At 75.1% G+C, this 13,353-nt stretch carries 13 protein-coding genes; 6 read left to right on the forward strand and 7 right to left on the reverse strand.

Annotated elements, in window-relative coordinates; translation table 11 throughout:
• The first annotated feature begins 40 nt into the window (after positions 1-40).
• Genes BTM25_RS16495 through BTM25_RS16510 form a run of 4 tightly spaced genes read left to right on the forward strand, consistent with a single transcriptional unit; the run spans position 41 to position 4,280 of the window.
• Positions 41-1,393, forward strand: coding sequence for a serine/threonine-protein kinase (locus BTM25_RS16495; protein WP_103563759.1), 1,353 nt, complete (start codon positions 41-43; stop codon positions 1,391-1,393).
• 40 nt (positions 1,394-1,433) lie between these two features.
• A complete protein-coding gene (gene sppA / locus BTM25_RS16500; RefSeq protein WP_103563760.1) occupies positions 1,434-3,146 on the forward strand; it encodes a signal peptide peptidase SppA in 1,713 nt (570 codons plus the stop codon).
• Positions 3,147-3,184: 38 nt separating this feature from the next.
• A complete protein-coding gene (locus BTM25_RS16505; RefSeq protein ID WP_103563761.1) occupies positions 3,185-3,649 on the forward strand; it encodes a flavin reductase family protein in 465 nt (154 codons plus the stop codon).
• Between the two features lie 7 nt (positions 3,650-3,656).
• On the forward strand, positions 3,657-4,280 hold the full coding sequence (locus tag BTM25_RS16510) for a Uma2 family endonuclease (RefSeq protein ID WP_103563762.1): 624 nt from the start codon (positions 3,657-3,659) through the stop codon (positions 4,278-4,280).
• 6 nt (positions 4,281-4,286) lie between these two features.
• Here BTM25_RS16510 and BTM25_RS16515 read toward each other — a convergent pair whose 3' ends face one another.
• On the reverse strand, positions 4,287-4,841 hold the full coding sequence (locus BTM25_RS16515) for a hypothetical protein (protein WP_103563763.1): 555 nt from the start codon (positions 4,839-4,841) through the stop codon (positions 4,287-4,289).
• A 63-nt stretch (positions 4,842-4,904) separates the two neighbouring features.
• Entirely contained in the window at positions 4,905-5,456 is a 552-nt protein-coding gene (locus BTM25_RS16520; RefSeq protein ID WP_103563764.1) for a hypothetical protein, read from the reverse strand.
• A gap of 88 nt (positions 5,457-5,544) precedes the next feature.
• On the opposite strand from BTM25_RS16520, the gene BTM25_RS16525 reads away from it, so the two are divergent.
• Positions 5,545-6,198, forward strand: a complete 654-nt coding sequence (locus BTM25_RS16525) for a response regulator transcription factor (RefSeq protein WP_103563765.1) — start codon at positions 5,545-5,547, stop codon at positions 6,196-6,198.
• A gap of 26 nt (positions 6,199-6,224) precedes the next feature.
• Positions 6,225-7,313, forward strand: a complete 1,089-nt coding sequence (locus BTM25_RS16530) for a sensor histidine kinase (protein WP_103564674.1) — start codon at positions 6,225-6,227, stop codon at positions 7,311-7,313.
• A 1-nt stretch (position 7,314) separates the two neighbouring features.
• Here BTM25_RS16530 and BTM25_RS16535 read toward each other — a convergent pair whose 3' ends face one another.
• The 5 genes from BTM25_RS16535 to hutU form a co-directional block, all read right to left on the reverse strand.
• The gene (locus tag BTM25_RS16535) at positions 7,315-7,860 is read right to left on the reverse strand and encodes a ferritin-like domain-containing protein (protein WP_103563766.1); all 546 of its coding nucleotides are present in this window, start codon (positions 7,858-7,860) and stop codon (positions 7,315-7,317) included.
• Between the two features lie 59 nt (positions 7,861-7,919).
• Complete coding sequence (hutI, locus tag BTM25_RS16540; protein ID WP_103563767.1) at positions 7,920-9,086, reverse strand: imidazolonepropionase; 1,167 nt, start codon at positions 9,084-9,086, stop codon at positions 7,920-7,922.
• Positions 9,087-9,198: 112 nt separating this feature from the next.
• Entirely contained in the window at positions 9,199-10,506 is a 1,308-nt protein-coding gene (locus tag BTM25_RS16545) for a formimidoylglutamate deiminase (protein ID WP_103563768.1), read from the reverse strand.
• Positions 10,506-11,702, reverse strand: a complete 1,197-nt coding sequence (locus BTM25_RS16550; protein WP_205648125.1) for an allantoate amidohydrolase — start codon at positions 11,700-11,702, stop codon at positions 10,506-10,508. Before BTM25_RS16550 ends, BTM25_RS16545 begins: the two co-directional genes overlap by 1 nt.
• The gene (gene hutU, locus BTM25_RS16555; RefSeq protein WP_103563769.1) at positions 11,699-13,342 is read right to left on the reverse strand and encodes a urocanate hydratase; all 1,644 of its coding nucleotides are present in this window, start codon (positions 13,340-13,342) and stop codon (positions 11,699-11,701) included. The genes BTM25_RS16550 and hutU overlap by 4 nt, the downstream gene beginning before the upstream one ends.
• Positions 13,343-13,353: the final 11 nt, after the last annotated feature.

A 13,353-nucleotide genomic window follows, 5' to 3' on the forward strand; every position in this document is an offset into this window, starting at 1 on the left:
GCGGTGATCTTGCGCCGCCGCCCCCCGATTCGAGGTCGCCATGGCCGTCGCCCCGTTGGACCCCGGCGATCCGGACGAGATCGGCGGCTACCGGCTCGCCGGGCGCCTCGGCGAGGGCGGCCAGGGCGTCGTCTACCTCGCGACCGGCTCCGACGGCGAACGCGTCGCGGTGAAGGTGCTGAAGACCGCCGACCGGGCGGCGCGGGCGAGGTTCGCGCGCGAGATGGCCGCCGCGCGCCGCGTCGCACCGTTCTGCACGGCCGCCGTGCTGGACGCGTCCGCCGACGGCCCCCTCCCCTACCTGGTGTCGGAGTTCGTGGACGGCCCGTCCCTCGCCGACCGCGTCGCCGCCCGGGGGCCGTTGGACGGCGACGACCTGCACCGGCTCGCCGTCGCCGCCGCCGGCGCGCTCGCCGCGATCCACGCGGCCGGGATCGTCCACCGCGACCTCAAGCCCGCCAACGTCCTGCTCGGCCCGGACGGACCCCGCGTCGTGGACTTCGGCATCGCCCGCGCCATCGACGCCGACACCAGCACCGGGCTCGTCGGGACGCCCGCGTACTTCGCCCCCGAGTGGCTGGACGGCGCCGCGCCGACCGCCGCGTCCGACGTGTTCGCCTGGGCCGGGACGATGGTGTTCGCGGCGACGGGCCGTCCGCCGTTCGGGCGCGCGGCGTCGATCCCGGCCGTCCTGCACCGCATCGCGCACGGCGAACCCGACCTGGACGGCGTGCCCGCGCCGCTGCGCGCGGTGCTGGCGGACTGCCTCGACAAGGACCCGGCGCGCCGTCCGGACGCCCGGCGCCTCATGACCCGGCTGGTCGACCCGGCCGAGACCACGCACGTGGCCGACCCGGTGCCGCCGCGCCGCGCCCGGCCGCTGCGGTGGACCGTCGCGTGCGCGCTGCTCGCGGGCGCCGGCTGGGGCGCGGTGTCCGCCTGGCCGGACGGCGGCGGCGGTAAGCCGCACCGCGAGCGCCCGGCGGCGGCCGTGTCGAGCACGACGTACTCCTCGTCGTCCACGACCGTGACCACGTCCGGCGACCCGATCGAGCCCGTGGCGTCGGCGACCGCCGCGTTCGCCGGCACCTGGACCGGGACGCTGCGGCGCGGCGAGGGGTTCGGCGAGCCCGCGTCCACGACCGAGGTCACGCTCACTCTGCGGGCGGGCAGCGGACGCGGCACGATCGCCTACCGCGCGTGGGGTTGCACGAACACGCTGGCCGTCCTGTCGGTGAGCGGCGACGCGCTCTACGCGCAGGAGTCCCCGCCGGGCGGGCGGACGAACCGGGCGTCCTGCGCGGGCGGGACCGTCACGCTGACGCGCACCGGCGCGGGCCTCGCGTACTCCGGCCGGACGCTCGTCGCGATCTCCGGCACCCTGCGCCGGTGACCCCGCCGGGCGCGGCGACGGCATTGCATAGGCTGGCCCCATGGTGGACCCCGGTTCAGTCGTCACCCTCGTCCGGCAGGCGCGCGAACGCCGCACGGCCCCGCTCGTCCTCGAACTCGACCTGACCGACGGCCTGGTCGAGACGTCGCCGCCCGACGCGGTCTCGGCGCTGCTGTCGATGCGCCGCACGCACCTGCGCGACGTCCTGGACGGCCTGCGCCGCGCCCGGACCGACCCCCGCGTGAAGGCGCTCGTCGCCAAGGTCACGCCCGGCCTCGCGCTCGCGCAGGCGCAGGAGCTGCGCGACGCCGTCACCGCGTTCCGGGAGGCGGGCAAGCTGACCGTGGCGTGGGCGGAGACGTTCGGCGAGGGCGGGCAGGGGACCGTCCCGTACTACCTCGCGAGCGCGTTCGAGCAGGTCTGGATGCAGCCGACCGGCGAACTCGGGCTGACCGGCGTCGCGCTGGAGGAGCCGTTCTTCGCGGGCGCGGCGGAGAAGCTCGGCGTCCGGCCGCAGTTCGCCAAGCGGTCGGAGTACAAGACGATGGCGAACACGTTCATGGAGCGCGGCTACACGCCCGAGCACGAGGAGTCGTCGCGGCGGCTCGTGGAGTCGCTCGGCGAGCAGATCACGGCGGACGTCGCGGCGGCGCGCGGCCGGTCCGCCGCCGAGGTCCGGGCCTGCGTGGACTCCGGTCCGCTGCTGGCGTCCGAGGCGCTGTCCACCGGCCTGGTCGACCGGCTCGGCTACCGCGACGAGGTGTACGCGCACGTCCGCGCGAAGGTCGGCGGGGAGCCGCTGCTGCGGTACGTCACCCGCTACCAGCGCACGCAGTCGGTCGCGCGGCGCCTCCCCCAGCCCGGCCGCCGGGACGGGATCGCGCTGATCAACGGCATCGGCCCGATCCGCCTCGGTCGCAGCGGGCGCGGCGGGCCGCTCCCGTCGCAGGGTCCGGCGATGGGTTCGGACACGATCGGTGCGGCGTTCCGCGCGGCCGTCCGCGACGAGCACGTCAAGGCGATCGTGTTCCGCGTGAACAGCCCCGGCGGGTCGGCGGTCGCGTCCGACGCGATCTGGCGCGAGGTCGTGCTGGCGCGCGAGGCGGGCAAACCGGTCGTGGTGTCGATGGGGAACGTCGCGGCGTCCGGCGGCTACTACGTCGCGATGGCGGCGGACACGATCGTCGCGCAGCCCGGGACGATCACCGGGTCCATCGGCGTGGTCGTCGGGAAGGCCGTGGTCAGCGACCTGCTGGACCGGCTCGGCGTCGGGCTCGGGCACGTCGCGTCCGGCGAGCACGCGCGGATGTTCTCGGCGACCAAGGAGTTCAGCGACGACGAGTGGGCGCGCATCGACGGCTCCCTCGACGCGATCTACGCCGACTTCACCGGCAAGGTCGCCGACGGGCGCGGCCTGTCGCGCGACCGCGTCCACGAACTGGCGCGCGGCCGGGTCTGGACGGGCGCCGACGCCCGCGAGAACGGCCTGGTGGACGAACTCGGCGGCCTCGACCACGCGTTCGACCTCGCCCGCTCCCGCGCCGGCCTGCGCGCGGACGCGCCCGTCCGGACGTTCCCGCACACCTCGCCCCTGGACCGGCTGCGTCCGCCCGAGTCCAGCGACGACCGGACGGCCGCCGCCGCGCGGTTCGACGCGTTCTCCGGCTGGGGCGCGCTGCGCGGCGTCGCGGCCCGCCTCGGCCTGCCCGCCGCCGGCCCGCTCACGCTCCCCGGCCACTGGGAGTTCCGCTGACCGCGAGCCGCCCGGCGCGCGACGACTTCACCGCGGCCATGGCCGGGTTCGCGACCGGCGTGATCGTCCTGACCGTCCGCGACGGCCGCGACGACCACGGCGTGACGGTCTCGTCGTTCCTGTCGGTGTCGGCCGATCCCCCGACCGTCCTCGCGAGCCTGACGACGACGTCCTACCTCGCCGAGGTCCTGACCCGCCGCGACCGCTGGGCCGCGACGATCCTGTCCGCCGGCCAACGCGCCCTGGCGGGCCGCTTCGCGATGTCGGGCCGCCCCGGCGCCCGCGTCCTCCTGGCCGCCGAGCCCCACCACCGCGGCACGGCGTCGGACGCGCTGATCCTCGACGGCGGCGTGGCGGCCTTCGAATGCGCGACCCGCGACCGCGTCCCCGCCGGCGACCACACCCTCTTCATCGCCGACGTCCTCGCCATCGACCCCGCCCCGTCCGCCCCGGCCCCCCTCCTCCGCGTCAACCACCGCTACGTCACCCCCGAACCCCGATAATGAGTCCATGACGACCAGCTGGCCCGGCCGGCACGAGCCGACGACTCTCGACGAATACCTCGCGCTCGACGCGGAGATGCGGCGCGAGGTCGAACTAGTCGATGGCACGATCACACCCCGCGAAAAAAGGGATAGAAGGCACCAGAAAACCGGCTTCCGCCTCGCCGAGGCGATCGAATCGGCCGTCGCGAAGGCACGCCGCGACCACCAGCGAGGCGGCGAGCCGCCCTGCATCGAGGTCAACACCGAGGTGGACGTCGTCCTGTGGGAGGTGCCGCCGACCATCCGCAAGCCGGACGTGGTCGTTCACCACTGCCTGGACGATTTCGAAGAACTCGCGGCGCGCGACGTGCTGATCGTCGTCGAAGTGGTGTCCCGTTGGTCGCAGTCGCGCGATCGAATCCACAAGATGGGTGAATACGCCAAAGCAGGAATTCCCCACTATCTCATCGTGGAATTCGACGGGATCGGCGCCCTGACCCTCGAACACTACGCGCTTCTCGCCGTCGACCAGCATTACTCCCGTCTCGGCACCGCTCATCGAGACCGGAGCGGCCTGGCGCTCAGCATCACCGACCCCTTCCCCCTCCGCATCCAGTGGAATGAACTGGAGACCGGCCCGCCGACGTGACACTCGTCAGGGCGGGGTGACGTGTTGGAGGAGGCCGTGGACGAACTCGGCGCGGTGGGTTCCGTCGTGCCAGGGGATCAGGACGGTCCAGCGGGTCGGGGCCGAGCCCTCCTGGTCGCGGGCGCCGGGGAAGCGTTCGGAGACGTCGGACACCACGCAGGACCAGGGGGTCAGGTCGGGCGGGGGCGGCAGGTCGGGGGTCGGGCTGGACGGCGGGCGGATCAGCCAGTCGTTCCAGACGTCGCCGCCGGGGCCGGTCAGGACCTCGAACAGCAGGTCGGGCCAGAGTGGGAGGGGCCAGCGGGCGACGCCGCAGGTCAGGTCGCCGAAGCGGCGGCGGGCCGTGGTTGCGGGCGGGCCCAGGGCCCATCGGTAGCGGGTCAGGCCGCGGGGGGCGCGCGGGACGTGGGCCATCGCCAGCCAGCGGCGGTAGGCCGCGCGCATCTCGGCGCGCGTCGCGTCCAGTTCGGTGAGGGCCTCTTCGACGCGTTCGGGCGCCAGGTCCGCCATGCGCGGCAGGAGCGTGAACTGGAACTCGCGCACCCCGAAGTCGACGGCCATGCGGAACGGTCTACCAGAGGGCGCGGGGACGGGGCCCCCGTGGCCGCCCGTCCCCGCGCCGGGTCAGGAGGCCCGTTGGGCGGCCTTCGGTCCGCCGGCCCTGCCGACGTTCTTCGGGCGGAACGCGGCGCACGCCTTGTCCGCCGCCTGGAACGTGGGCGAGTCCGGGTCGATGCCCATGTTCTTGTCGATCATCGGCGGTTCGCCGTTGCCGGACGGGTCGGGGAACTGCGGGAAGCCGTGCGTCCGCATGCACTGCGCGTACTTGAGCTGCTGCGCGGCGGGCCACGGGTTCTCCATGTGCGGCTGCTGCCCGCCGCCGGGCGGGGCGCCGACGTACTTGTGGCACGCCTTGTCCGCCGCCTTGAAGACCGGGGACTGCGCCTGGTCGCGGGTGATGCCGACGCCGCCGGACGCGTCGGGGTCCTTGAAGTCGGGCACGCCGTTGCGGCGCATGCACCGCGCGAACTCCAGGAGGTCCGGCTTGCCGGTCGCGGCCGTGGCGGACGGCTTCGACGTCCCGAGGCTCGGCACCGCCTTCCCCGGCGTCTTCCCCGAGCACGCCGCGTCCAGCAGCGCGACGGCGATCAGCACGGCGATCAACTTGGTGGTCATGACCCCACCCTGACGGCCGGGCGTTTGCGCGACCGTGAACGCGGGCGTTAACGATGGTGTTACACCCCGCGCGGTAGGACTTGCGGTCATGCGAGTGCTCGTGGCGGAGGACGAACGGGACCTGGCCGACCTGGTCGCCGAGGGCCTGCGGCGGCACGCGATGGCGGTCGACGTGGCCTACGACGGGACGGCCGCCGTCGAGCGCCTGGTCGTGAACGACTACGACGTCCTGGTCCTGGACCGCGACCTGCCCGGGGTCCACGGCGACGTCGTCTGCCGCGACCTGGTGGAGAACGGAGCGCGCACGCGGATCCTCATGCTGACGGCCGCCGCGTCGGTGTCCGAGCGCGTCGCGGGGCTCGGGCTCGGCGCCGACGACTACCTGCCCAAGCCGTTCGACTACGGCGAGCTGGTCGCGCGCGTGCAGGCGCTCGGCCGGCGCAGCCACACGCCGTCCCCGCCCGTCCTGCGGCGCGGCGGCATCACGCTGGACCCCCGGCGCGTGCAGGCGTTCCGCGACGGACGGTTCCTGCGGCTGTCCCTGAAGGAGTTCGCGGTGCTGGAAGTGCTGATGCGCGCGAACGGGACGGTCGTGAGCGCCGAGACGCTGCTGGAGAAGGCATGGGACGAGCACGCGGACCCGTTCACGACGGCCGTCCGGGTCGTGATGAGCCGGCTGCGGACCAAGCTCGGCGACCCGCCGTGCATCGAGACCGTCAAAGGCGCCGGATACCGATTGTGATCCCGGCGTCGCTCCGGACCGTCCGGATGCGGCTCACGCTGTTCTCCAGCGGCCTGTTCCTGCTGACGTCGCTGGTCGCGCTGACGGTCGTGAACCTGCTCCTGCGGGAGATGCTGCAACACCGCGTGGACGGGCTCGTCAAGCAGGGCGGCGACATCCCGCCGCCCATCGACGCCGCCGGGCCGCCGCGGATGTTCGCGGGCAGCGCCGTCATCCAGTCGCTGCCCGACCAGGTCCTCCACTACCAGTGGGGCGTGACGGCCGCGACGATGGCGGTGCTGACGGTGGTGTCGCTCGTCCTCGGCCGGTGGATCGCCGGGCGGATGCTGCGCCCGCTGCACGACATCACCGCCGCCGCGCGCGACCTGTCGCTGTCCAACCTGCACGAGCGGATCGCGCTGGACGGCCCCCGCGACGAGCTGAAGGACCTCGCCGACACCTTCGACGAGATGCTGGAACGCCTGGAACGGTCGGTGCGGGCGCAGCGGCGGTTCATCGCCAACGCCGCGCACGAGCTGCGGACGCCGCTCGCCGTGCAGCGCGCCGCGATCCAGATCGGGCTGGACGACCCGCTGCCCGACCGGCTCGTCCCGGTCCGGACGAAGCTGCTCACCGCCAACCGCCGGACGGAACGGCTGATCGACGCGCTGCTCATCCTCGCGCAGGCCGAGCACGGGCTGGACGAGACCGAACCGGTGGCGCTGGACGCCCTCGCCCGCCAGGCCGCCGAGGAACTGCCCGCCGGGGACGTGACGGTGACGCTCGCGACCGAGCGCGCCGTCGTCGCGGGCGATCCGGTGCTGCTGAACCGGCTGCTGGCGAACGTGCTGGGCAACGCCGTCCGGTACAACCGGCCGGGCGGGACGGTGCTGCTCGCGCTGTCGGCGGCGGGGACGCTCACCGTCCGCAACACCGGACCGGACGTCCCCGCCGACCGCGTCGCCGAGCTGTTCCAGCCGTTCCGCCGCCTGCACGCCGACCGCTCGGCGGCCGACGGGACGGGGCTCGGGCTGTCGATCGTCGCGTCCATCGCGCAGGCGCACGGGGCGTCCGTCGGCGCGCGGCCGAACCCGGGCGGCGGGCTGGAACTCGCCCTCCGGTTCCCCGTGCTCTGACTCAGGACTCCAGCGCGGCGGGCAGCCGCTCCAGCAGGCCGCGCAGGTCGTCGGCGTGCTCCTCCTCCTGCGCGAGGATCTGCTCGAACAGCCGCCGCGTCGTCGGGTCGTCGTCGCCGAGCCACTGGACGATCTCGGTGTAGGACGCGACGGCGATCCGCTCCGCGACCAGGTCCTCCTTGATCATCTCGGCGAGGTCCAGGCTCGCGTCGTACTCGGCGTGCGCGCGGGCCGTCAGCGTGTCGGGCGCGAAGTCCGGCTCGCCGCCGAGCTGGACGATCCGCTCGGCGAGCAGGTCCGCGTGCTCCTGCTCCTCGGCGGCGTGCTCGGCGAATTCCGCCGCGACGCCCTCGGCGTGGATGCCGGTCGCGGTGAACCGGTGCCGCTTGTACCGCAGGACGCACACGATCTCGGTCGCCAGCGCCTCGTTGAGCACCTGGATCACGCGCTGGACGTCCGCGCCGTACGCCGACGTCACCGGCCCCTTGGCGATCTCCTCGCGCGCCCGTTCGCGCAGCACCTTCATGTCGGTCAGGAACTCGGCCATTCGCGCCTCCCCGTTGCCCGGTCGGATGGACGCGACCCGTCGTACCCACCGTGCGCGGTTCACACCTGCCGCACGCCGTCCTTCCAGACGGCGGCCGTCAGCGGCACGCCCGGACGGTAGGCGAGGTGGATGTGGCCGGGCGCGTCGAGAAGCTGGGCGTCGGCGCGGGCGCCGGGCGAGAGGCGTCCCACGTCCGCGCGCCGCAGCGCCCGCGCCCCGCCCGCCGTCGCGGCGAGGACGGCCTCCGCCGGGCTCATCCCCATCTCCCGGACGGCCAGCGCCACGCAGAACGCCATGCTGGAGCTGTAGCCGGACCCGGGGTTGCAGTCGGTGGCGAGCGCGACGGCGGCGCCCGCGTCCAGCAGCCGCCGCGCGTCCGGATACGGCTGACGGGTCGAGAACTCCACGGCGGGCAGCAGCGTCGCGACCGTCGGGGACGACGCGAGGGCGTCCACGTCGGCGTCGTCCAGGAACGTGCAGTGGTCGGCGGACGCGGCGCCGGCCTCGACCGCGAGCCGCACGCCGGGACCGGGCCCAAGCTGGTTGGCGTGGACGCGCGGCACGAGCCCCGCCGCCGCGCCCGCCGCGAGGACCGTCCGGGCCTGCGCGGCATCGAACGCGCCGCGCTCGCAGAACACGTCGATCCAGCGCGCGTGGGGCGCGCACGCCGCCACCATCGCGCCCGACACCAGCCGCACGTACCCGCCCGGGTCGCCGTCGTACTCGGGCGGGACGACGTGCGCGCCGAGGAACGTCACCTCGCCGGTCACCTCCGCCGCGATCCGCACGCACCGCGCCTCCTGCTCGACCGTCAGCCCGTACCCGGACTTGCACTCGACGGTCGTCGTGCCCTGCCGCGCCATCTCCGCGACGAGCCGCCGCAGATTCCCGCGCAGCACGTCGTCGGACGCGGCCCGCGTCGCCGCGACGGTCGTCCTGATCCCGCCCGCCGCATACGGACGACCCGTCATCCGCGCCGCGAACTCGTCCGCGCGATCCCCCGCGAACACCAGATGAGCATGCGAATCAACGAACCCCGGCAGGACACACCGCCCGCCCGCGTCCACCGCTTCATCAGCCGCAGGAGCATCACCCGACGGCCCCACCCACGCGACGCGCCCGCCGTCGAACACGACCGCCGCGTCCCGCAGCACCCCGAGCGCCCCGTCCCCCGCCGCCGGATCCCCCGTGACCAACTCCCCGATCCCCCGGATCACCACACTCACAGCGCCTCCCGCACGCCAGCGGCGCGCCCGAAGCCGCGCGCTTCCCTCGTCGCTCTGGTCGCAAGCTCCCGACGCTCCTCAGTCCAGCGCACGGCGCGCGCCGCAGGCGCGCTCACAGGGCCTCCCGGAGGGCGGACGGGACGTCGATCGTCCGGTGGCGGCCGTCGCGGACGATCTCGCGACCGGACGCGACCACCGTCGTGACGTCGGCGGCGGAGGCGGCGAAGACGGCCGTCTCGGCGGACGGGGCGCCGCCGGCGGTGCGGGGCGAGTCGAGGCGCAGCGTCACCAGGTCGGCGTGCGCGCCGGGTTCCAGGCGTCCGGCGGACGGCCAGCCGAGCGCGGCGTGCCCGTGCCATGTCGCGGCGGCCAGCAGGGCGCTCGCCCGGAAGTGGCCGCGCTCGCCGGTCCGCAGCCGTTCGTGCAGTTCCACCGAGCGCGCCTCTTCCAGCAGGTCCACGACGGCGTGCTGGTCGGAGCCGACGCACAGCGGGGCGCCGGCGCGGGCGAGGTCCCCGGACGGCCCGAGCCCGTCGGCGAGGTCGCGTTCGGTCGTCGGGCACAGGCAGACGGTCGTGCCCGTCCCGCCGAGCAGCGCGATGTCGGCGGCGTCGAGATGGGTCGCGTGGACGGCCGTCGTCAGCGGCCCGAGCGCGCCCGCGTCGCCGAGCAGCCGCACCGGCGTGACCCCGTAGGCGTCCAGGCATTCGGCGTTCTCGGCGGGCTGCTCGGACACGTGGACGTGCAGCGGCATCCCGTGCTCGCGCGCGAAGTCCGCGACGACGGGCAGTTCGGCGCGCGGGACGGCCCGCACGGAGTGGATCGCCGCGCCGATCCGCACGTCCGGCCCGGCCCGGGACAGGAGCGCGCGGACGCGGTCGCGCCAGGCTCCGGCGGTGCCGTCCCCGAACCGGCGCTGCGTCCCGGCGAGCGGCGTGCGCGGGGCGCCGCTGAGGTAGCAGGCGTCGAGCAGCGTGATCCGGATCCCGGCCGCCGACGCCGCCGCGAGCAGCGCGTCGCCCATCGCGTTCGGCTCGGGGTGGGCGTCGCCGCCGGGCCGGTGGTGCAGGTAGTGGAACTCGCCGACGCAGGTGATCCCGGCGAGCGCCATCTCGGCGTACACGGCCGTCGCGAGCGCCTGATAGGACGCGGGGTCGAGCCGGTCGGCGACGGCGTACATGCGCTCCCGCCACGTCCAGAACGTGCCCCGCCCGGCTTGGACGCCGCCGCGCAGCGCCCGGTGGAAGGCGTGCGAGTGGGCGTTGGCGAGGCCGGGGATCGTGAGGCCGGGCAGGTACCGCGCGTCCGGCGGCGCCGCCAAGCCGGGGACGACCCGGACGAACCGGTCGCCGTCGGCCTCCAGCAGTACGCCGGGCAGGACGGTGTCGTCCACCCACGCGTACTCGGCGAACCACCGCATCACGCCCCCGCGAGGTCGGCCAGGACGGCGGTGAGCGCCGCGACGCCCGCCGCCACGTCGGACGGCTCGGCGTGCTCGGCCGGCGCATGCGACACACCGGTCGGATTCCGAACGAACAGCATCGCCGTCGGGAGCCGCGCGGCGAGGACGCCCGCGTCGTGCCCCGCCCCGGTCGGCAGCACCGGCACCCCACCGAGCACCCGGATGATCCGGTCCAGCAGCTCCCGCCGGAACGCCACGGCCGGGCTGTAGGACTCCTCGGCGACGTCCACCGCCACGCCGTGCGCGGACGCGGCGTCCCGCGCGGCCCGCGCCACCTCGGCGACGGTGCGGCGGACGGCGTCGTCCACCGGCCCCCGCGCGTCCAGCCACGCCGTGACCGACGACGGGATCGCGTTCACCCCGCCCGGCACGATCTCCGCCTTCCCGACCGTCGCGACCGCGCCGAACCGCTCGGCCGCCGACCGCGCCGCGAGGACGGTCCGCGCGAACGGCAGCATCGGGTCGCGGCGGTCGGCGAGCGCGGTGGTGCCCGCGTGGTCGCCCGCGCCGGTGAAGCCGAACCGCCAGCGGCCGTGCGGGACGATCGCGCTCGCCGCCCCCACCGGGACGTCCAGCCCGCGCCCCTGCTCGATGTGCAGTTCCACGAAGCACGCGCACCGGCCGAGCAGGTCGTCGTCCGGGCCGATCAGCGCCGGGTCGAGCCCGTGCTCGGCGAGGACGGCCGCGAACGAGCGCCCGGAACCGTCGCGCAGCCCCCGCGCCCGGTCCGGGTCGATGGTCCCGGTGAGCAGCCGCGACCCGAGGCACGCGACGCCGAACCGCGCGCCCTCCTCCTCGGCGAACGCCGCGACCCCGACGGGCCGGGACGGCACCGCGCCCCGCGCCCGCAGCGCGTCGATCGCCGCGAACGCCGAGACCACCCCGAGCGGCCCGTCGAACGCGCCGCCGCCCGGCACCGAGTCCAGATGGCTGCCGGTGAGGACGGCCCCGCCGCGCCGCCCGTCCGGCGGGAGCCACCACGCGAACAGGTTGCCGTTCGCGTCCCGCTCGACGGGCAGCGCCCGCCGCCGCGCCTGCTCGGCGAACCACGCGCGGCACTCCAGCTCCGGCGGCGTGAACGCGAAACGCCGGTAGCCGCCCGCCGGATCCCGGCCGACGGGCAGCAGTTCCGCCCACATCGCGTCGAACGTCACGGGACGTGCACGCCTCGCTCCACAGCCACCTCGGCGGCCCGTTCGTACCCGGCGTCCACGTGCCGCATGACGCCCGTGCCCGGGTCGTTGGTCAGCACCCGTTCGAGTTTGCGCGCGGCGAGGTCGGTGCCGTCGGCGACGCAGACCTGGCCCGCGTGGATCGACCGTCCGATCCCGACGCCGCCGCCGTGGTGGATCGACACCCACGTCGCCCCGGACGCCGTGTTGAGCAGCGCGTTCAGCAGCGGCCAGTCCGCGATGGCGTCGGAGCCGTCGGCCATCGCCTCGGTCTCCCGGTACGGCGACGCGACCGACCCGCAGTCCAGATGGTCGCGGCCGAGGACGATCGGCGCGCTGATCTCGCCGCGCGCGACGAGGTCGTTGAACACCGCGCCCGCCTTGTCCCGTTCGCCGTAGCCGAGCCAGCAGATCCGCGCCGGAAGCCCTTGGAACCGCACCCGCTCCCCCGCCAGCCGGATCCACCGCGCGAGCGGTTCGTTCTCGGGGAAGAGGTCGAGGATCGCGCGGTCGGTGCGGGCGATGTCGGCCGGGTCGCCCGACAGCGCCGCCCACCGGAACGGCCCCCTGCCCTCGCAGAACAGCGGCCGGATGTAGGCCGGGACGAACCCGGGGAAGTCGAACGCCCGCGCGTACCCGGCCGTCCGCGCCTCGCCCCGGATCGAGTTGCCGTAGTCGAAGACCTCGGCGCCCGCGTCCTGGAACCCGACCATCGCCGCGACGTGCTCGGCCATCGACTCCCGCGCCCGCGCGGTGAACCCGGCCGGGTCCCGGTCGCGCTCGGCGGCCCAGGACTCGAACGCGACGCCGCGCGGCAGGTAGGCGAGCGGGTCGTGCGCGCTGGTCTGGTCGGTGACGACGTCGATCGGCGCGCCCCGCCGCAGCAGTTCCGGGACGACGTCCGCCGCGTTCCCGAGCACCCCGATCGACAGCGCCCGCCGCTCCGCCTTCGCCGCCTCGGCCAGCCGCAGCGCCTCGTCCAGCGAGTCGGCGCGGACGTCGCAGTAGCCGTGCGCGACCCGCCGGTCGATGCGGGACGGGTCGCACTCAACGCACAGCGCCACCCCGCCGTTCATCGTGACCGCGAGCGGCTGCGCGCCGCCCATCCCGCCGAGCCCGGCCGTCAGCGTGATCGTCCCGGCGAGGCTCCCGCCGAACCGCTTCGCCGCGACGGCCGCGAACGTCTCGTAGGTGCCCTGGAGGATGCCCTGCGTGCCGATGTAGATCCACGACCCGGCCGTCATCTGCCCGTACATCGTGAGCCCGTCGGCCTCCAGCCGCCGGAACTCCTCCCACGTCGCCCACTCCGGGACGAGGTTGGAGTTGGCGATGAGTACGCGCGGCGCCCACTCGTGCGTCCGGAAGATCCCGACCGGCTTGCCGGACTGGACGAGCAGCGTCTCGTCCCCGTCCAGGCGGGCGAGCGCCCCGGTGATCCGGTCGAACGCGTCCCAGCTCCGCGCGGCCCGTCCGGTCCCGCCGTAGACGACCAGCTCGTCGGGATGCTCGGCGACCTCGGGATCCAGGTTGTTCATGAGCATCCGCAGCGCGGCCTCCTGCGGCCAGCCGCGCGCGGTGAGCGCGGAGCCGCGCGGCGCGCGGACGGGACGGGGACCGGACATGGCGGGGCTCC

This window comes from Actinomadura rubteroloni (genome assembly GCF_002911665.1).
Lineage (GTDB): Bacteria > Actinomycetota > Actinomycetes > Streptosporangiales > Streptosporangiaceae > Spirillospora > Spirillospora rubteroloni.

Excerpts from the sequence above, each read along its gene's own strand:
- BTM25_RS16535 (WP_103563766.1), bottom strand. The coding sequence starts at position 7,860 with ATGGCCGAGTTCCTGACCGACATGAAGGTGCTGCGCGAACGGGCGCGC.
- sppA (WP_103563760.1), top strand. The coding sequence starts at position 1,434 with ATGGTGGACCCCGGTTCAGTCGTCACCCTCGTCCGGCAGGCGCGCGAA.
- BTM25_RS16545 (WP_103563768.1), bottom strand. The coding sequence starts at position 10,506 with ATGCGGTGGTTCGCCGAGTACGCGTGGGTGGACGACACCGTCCTGCCC.
- BTM25_RS16515 (WP_103563763.1), bottom strand. The coding sequence starts at position 4,841 with ATGGCCGTCGACTTCGGGGTGCGCGAGTTCCAGTTCACGCTCCTGCCG.
- BTM25_RS16510 (WP_103563762.1), top strand. The coding sequence starts at position 3,657 with ATGACGACCAGCTGGCCCGGCCGGCACGAGCCGACGACTCTCGACGAA.
- BTM25_RS16495 (WP_103563759.1), top strand. The coding sequence starts at position 41 with ATGGCCGTCGCCCCGTTGGACCCCGGCGATCCGGACGAGATCGGCGGC.
- BTM25_RS16525 (WP_103563765.1), top strand. The coding sequence starts at position 5,545 with ATGCGAGTGCTCGTGGCGGAGGACGAACGGGACCTGGCCGACCTGGTC.
- BTM25_RS16520 (WP_103563764.1), bottom strand. The coding sequence starts at position 5,456 with ATGACCACCAAGTTGATCGCCGTGCTGATCGCCGTCGCGCTGCTGGAC.
- hutU (WP_103563769.1), bottom strand. The coding sequence starts at position 13,342 with ATGTCCGGTCCCCGTCCCGTCCGCGCGCCGCGCGGCTCCGCGCTCACC.
- BTM25_RS16505 (WP_103563761.1), top strand. The coding sequence starts at position 3,185 with ATGGCCGGGTTCGCGACCGGCGTGATCGTCCTGACCGTCCGCGACGGC.
- BTM25_RS16530 (WP_103564674.1), top strand. The coding sequence starts at position 6,225 with ATGCGGCTCACGCTGTTCTCCAGCGGCCTGTTCCTGCTGACGTCGCTG.